Source organism: Acetobacter pomorum (assembly GCF_002738225.1).
Classification (GTDB): domain Bacteria; phylum Pseudomonadota; class Alphaproteobacteria; order Acetobacterales; family Acetobacteraceae; genus Acetobacter; species Acetobacter pomorum.
Map to the genome: position 1 here is coordinate 1 of NZ_PEBQ01000088.1, position 2,321 is coordinate 2,321.

A 2,321-nucleotide genomic window follows, 5' to 3' on the forward strand; every position below is an offset into this window, starting at 1 on the left:
GGTGGAAATAGCGCACCACCTTCTGACGATGGTGGTGACGACGACGATAACTAAAAGGTTTGGAATCTTTCGAATCTTTGGGGAGGCTGACTCAGAAATGGGTCAGCCTTTCTTTTTGGCCTGTCAGATAGATTTTAGCCCATAAGCAATGTCTTGCAGATTGGGGATGGAAAGAATGCGAATGCAGTGATTTTCCGTGCCTGAAATAATTTTATCACGGCGGAGGGCACTAATGGTGCGGCTAACTGTTTCAATTGTTAAGCCAAGATAGTCTGCAATATCCACACGCGTCATGGGCACGGAAGCTGTGGTTTCCGCATCAGGATCATGCGGATGGGTGCGATGATACTGCTTGATTCGGTCAAGCAGAAAACTGGCAACTTTTTCCCTAGCGGTTTTACGGCCCAAAAGCAGCATTTGCTCCTGCGCATCAGTCAACTCATGCGTCACGGCAGTCAGAAGATTGCGTGCGAATCGCGGATATTCTGCCAGAAGGTTTTCTATCTGTGCATGTGTGCAGCGGCACAGGAGCACTGTATCTACGGTTTCTGCGCCAAAGGAATATGTGCGGGAATTACTCAGGCCAACAAATTGTCCGGCATCCGCAAACCCGGTAATTTGGCGGCGCCCGTCCGGAAGAGATTTAAATAGCTTAACAGTGCCGCTGATAACGTTGAAAAAGGCGGATGCTGCTGTGCCTTCTTCAATAACTGTTGTGCCTGGTGGCAGGGAAAGCTGGCGGGTGGCTTGTGCCAGTACTCCTACGTCCTGATCTTCTATACTGCTGCACAGGTTGTGCTCACGCACCGTGCAGATCAAGCAGCGTACGGATTCGGCATCTGCCCGTCCTGTACGATTGCCAGCATGAGAAATTACCTGAGCAGAAGGAGAAGGTGGCATAGGAGCAGAATCCGGAAAGACCGGTGCCTTCAGCATAGGAACATGAGTGCTGGACCGGAAGGTAAAGGAACGTGTCTCATAAATATTATGTCATTGTTGATATAAATCAATAATAGGCAGGTGTCTGGCGCGCATCTGTTACGCTCTGCTTTATGAACAGGGCAGGAAACCTCTGTGGTTAAAATGACACAGTGTTGTCGTATATGCAGCAGAGATAGCTTGAAATTGATCTAAATCAAGGTCGGAACCATGGGCGCATGATTTTTCCCGCTTCAAGATTATCGTTCTCTAGCGTAGTGGAAAGACTCACAGGCATGGTCAAGTTCCGTTCCCTTTTTACGGCAGTTGTGGCGGGCGTTGCTGCTCTGGCCGGTACCGCCAAGGCTCAGACAGCGGCACCAAATGCTGCTTATGTGAATGCACCGGTCATGCAGCGTATTCCCGATGCACCAAAGCCGGGATCAGGGCATTGTGGCCTGTTTGAAACCTGCGCCAGCACCAAGATCGGTCTGGGCCGTGGTGACTTCATGATTCGCTTGTCCGGTGTGGGTGTTCTGCCGCAGGACCGTGACAGCAAGGCTTGGCTGACAGCTCCGGGCCTTGGTCTGAACCACATGCCGCTGAGCCACACACATCTTTCCACCACCAATCAGGCCATGCCGGAACTGACGGTGGAATACTTCATCACAGACAACTTGTCTGTTGACCTGATTGCTACCAGTACCCGTCATGAAGTGGCCGCGCTGGGCAGCGATGTGCCTTCATTGGGTGGTCCTCGCAAGCTGGATGTTGGTAGCGCATGGGTTCTGCCCCCCACGGTGACATTTGCTTGGCATTTCCGTCCGCATAAGCGCTTCAACCCATATGTGGGTGTGGGTGCAACGGCTATGTGGTTCCACAACATGAACGGTAACCGTGGTTCCGCTCTGGGACTGACCAAGCTGAACGCTGGCTTTACCGGTGGTCCGTCTGTAAACGTTGGTTTCGATTACCAGATCGTTGGTAACTGGTTCTTCAACGCAGACGTCAAGCAGATGTTCGTGCGTATGCATGCTTGGGTTGAAAACCCAGCAGAAAGCCTGAAGGTGAAAGCCCACGAATCTCTGGATCCGACAGTGGTTTCCGCTGGTATTGCTTACCGGTTCTAAGGTACATTATGGGCGCGGCATCCGTATCTGACCTGATTTCCCGCTACGGCGGGAATCTGCCGCGCTATACAAGCTACCCGACCGCAGCCAGCTTTACGGAAGCGGTCGGCCCCCAACAGGTTGCAGGTTGGCTGAAAGCCCTCCCTGAGAATGAACCTGTCTCCCTTTATTTTCATGTTCCTTTCTGTGATGAACTCTGCCGGTTTTGCGGGTGCAATACATCCGTCATGCGGCATGAAGATGGGCGTATCGCCTATGGCGATCTTCTGCGCG

The 2,321-nt window shown here is 52.1% G+C and carries 2 protein-coding genes and 1 pseudogene; 2 read left to right on the forward strand and 1 reads right to left on the reverse strand.

The window, feature by feature from the left end; genetic code table 11:
* Nucleotides 1-123: 123 nt before the first annotated feature.
* Complete coding sequence (locus tag CSR02_RS05815; protein ID WP_099540895.1) at nt 124-936, reverse strand: Crp/Fnr family transcriptional regulator; 813 nt, start codon at nt 934-936, stop codon at nt 124-126.
* A gap of 278 nt (nt 937-1,214) precedes the next feature.
* Between CSR02_RS05815 and CSR02_RS05820 the strand changes: the two genes are divergently transcribed.
* Both CSR02_RS05820 and CSR02_RS05825 read left to right on the forward strand, forming a co-directional pair.
* Nucleotides 1,215-2,048, forward strand: a complete 834-nt coding sequence (locus CSR02_RS05820; RefSeq protein WP_099540896.1) for an OmpW/AlkL family protein — start codon at nt 1,215-1,217, stop codon at nt 2,046-2,048.
* Nucleotides 2,049-2,056: 8 nt separating this feature from the next.
* A pseudogene (locus CSR02_RS05825) lies at nt 2,057-2,321 on the forward strand (oxygen-independent coproporphyrinogen III oxidase); the annotation flags it as partial.

Bases quoted from the DNA above. Each gene is read 5' to 3' on its own strand.
- CSR02_RS05815 (WP_099540895.1), bottom strand. From the start codon at position 936: ATGCTGAAGGCACCGGTCTTTCCGGATTCTGCTCCTATGCCACCTTCT.
- CSR02_RS05820 (WP_099540896.1), top strand. From the start codon at position 1,215: ATGGTCAAGTTCCGTTCCCTTTTTACGGCAGTTGTGGCGGGCGTTGCT.